This is a genomic window from Priestia sp. P5_B4 (assembly GCF_056400385.1).
This window is the reverse complement of record NZ_JBFULJ010000527.1, coordinates 1-2,656: the sequence shown is the minus strand read 5'-3', so window position 1 is coordinate 2,656 and position 2,656 is coordinate 1. Positions and strand designations below refer to the sequence as shown.

Below are 2,656 nucleotides of genomic sequence, written 5' to 3'. Positions count from 1 at the left end.
CCTTAAAGGAGAAGATGAACAAATGACAAAGCTYTTTACCTGCTATTTACAAGATGTAAATACCTTCAATGGACGATTCACATGGTTATGGAAAGAAAAACCGATCCTTCGTAAAAAGAAAGAAGCGTTTTTAGAAACCCTTCGTACTTACTTTAAACAACAACAAGTAGCCCTACATAAAGTATTCCCTAAAAAACGGATGGAAATGTTAGATTACGTGATTTATAACCTGGTTGCTACAGGCATTCAAGCCATTCACTCAAAAACACTTATGAAAAAATTTGATGTATCCCAAAGTACCGTTTCTCGCTTTGTAAAATCATTAAAGGAAACACCGTTTATGATCGTGGCACGTTATATCAAAGAAGATACAACAGGTGCTCATCCTGATAGCTATGTATTTATCCTTAAAAGCCATACGAATTTTGATCAAATTTGTGAGGACATCTTTTTTGACCATGACACAACAGGTGTACAAACGCTTCAAAAAGAAGAAATGACAACTCCTGTGACAACTCCTGTGACAAGTCCAGAAMGTGCTGAAAACGTTGATACACCAAGCTTTGAGGGCGAAAAAGAAGCGTCCCCCTTTATTAACCTTGATTTACCTAAAAATCATTTAACTAATCATTTAATATCTGCTTCTCAGTCATTTGCGTATATCAAAGGTGTGCCTAAAAAAGTAAATAACGTGTATGCAGGCAAATATGGTCATCAACTAAAAGACTTTTATGCTCGTATTCAAAATGCAGCTAAAGCAGTAAAACGAGATAMARAGATTGAGATTGTGAAAGARCAMATACATGAAGTCGCTTATACAGCTACTGTTGGCTTGGATAAATATGTCCATGAGGCAAATCATAAGGGTACTACCCTATCCTTGGATGAGATGTGCCGTCTTGTTTATCAAATTGCCTACAATCAATTTACAAATCTACTAAAAGGAAATACAGAAGATCAACCATCTGAGTCAGACATACATACAGAAAGCGAAACAGCAGCCCTATTTACGCCTAAACATATTATCCGTAAGGAATTGGTTCCTGCTTGGTTACAAGCTGAACAGGAGCAAAAAGAGTCTACCCAAGAAACAGCTATTTCTCTGGATCAACAGCTTGAAATGATTCAATTAAAGCAAGATTTAGGGCAAGAACTAACACCAGAAGAAGAAACCTTACTCCAAGAACACAGTTCTACGTACAGTTCGTTCGAAATGGCGCAGCTGAAGCAGGAGTTAGGACAAGCCTTAACACCAGAGGATCAAGCTTTATTACACCAACAGGGCCAGTTAAAAGGCTCAGTTTCTTAATTAAAAAATGTAGAAATCCCTTAGAAGCTAATATTTTAACAGATTATGTTTATTTAAATATATGTTCTAAATGAACAATAACTATACATCTACGTAGGAGGAGATTGCTATGCCCCATAAAATGACACTAACAGGATCTGCGACAGGACCATTACGAGAATATGATCGCTACGTTGCCTTTGATATGCGTGAAAAAGGTTCACCTTCTGCGCCTAAAGGTCTGAAAAAGAGCACCTTTATTTCGTATACCGTGTTTGTTGCGAAGAAAGCTTTTAATAAAACMGGACTAACAAAAAAGAGTATTATGCATGAAAAAATCTTAATTCAAGGRGAACCAACGTTAGATATTCCCATTGACGAGTGCCCTGGGGAAATTGGTATCATCTGCTTCCAGATTACCGTTCTCCCGAATAAAAACGATAAAGAAGCCAATGAGTCAAASGATAAAAAAGAAGCGAAACARGAGGTTTCTAAGGCACAACAAGAGGTTGCAGCTACYAAGCAGGAAGAAAAACAASAGCCTRTAGCAAAAGAAGCGAAAMCTGTACAGCCAGAAGTGAAMGAAACACCTGTTCAAGMGAAAAAGGTTGCSCCACAAAAAAGGCAGCAACCTATTCAGCCSAAAGGGACAAAGGAYGTCGTRAGTTTTRATGAYATTATCGTTCCTGAAGCCTTCTTAAAGACACGYCCWAACCCTGTGAAAACAGAAGAAGTCATTGAATTTGTGAAGCGTACAGGACACCTTGACAARCCGTTAACRATTGAGAAAGAAWCGAAGGTWTTRAARGATGGYTATCGTCGTTATATTGTGGCCAAAACCRTKAAAATGGACMAMGTTCCKGTTRTCTATGAMTATCAAAAATAGCGTACTATCTAAGGAGGCAGCTATGAATACTAAATATATGCCAGACTATGGGCTGCAAACATGGGCTTATCATCTAAGCATGAGTTACCCTTTTGATCTAGATTATTTATCGCCAGATGATCGAAGATATAATATTTACGTGGCTACATTAATCCCCAAATTAAGTATAGATGAAGATTCTGTCCAATTCTTTGAAGATTATATACGTTTTGACGTAATCGTTGGGACAGGAGAACATACTTCAAAAGAGACACTGGATATTTCTATTATTTCGGATGATATGCCAAAATTTGATCACAGAAAGTTTGAATTTGACTATGGGAAGCCACGTAAAGCGATGGTATTCAAAGGTTGGGAGAAAGGCCCTATTGAGTTAAATCTTCTTCACGTCTACCTTGAGGAGTCAAAATATTACCTAGATACAGAGATTGTTTATATTGGGCAAGCATTTGGAGAAAATGGAGAGCGCCTTCCTGCTGAAG

At 37.5% G+C, this 2,656-nt stretch carries 1 protein-coding gene and 1 pseudogene; both read left to right on the top strand.

Annotated elements, in window-relative coordinates; translation table 11 throughout:
• On the top strand, positions 1 to 1,309 hold a 1,309-nt coding region (locus AC1DRF_RS22440), incomplete at its 5' end, for a hypothetical protein (RefSeq protein ID WP_477741726.1).
• Between the two features lie 887 nt (positions 1,310 to 2,196).
• Positions 2,197 to 2,656: pseudogene (locus tag AC1DRF_RS22435) on the top strand (hypothetical protein); the annotation flags it as partial.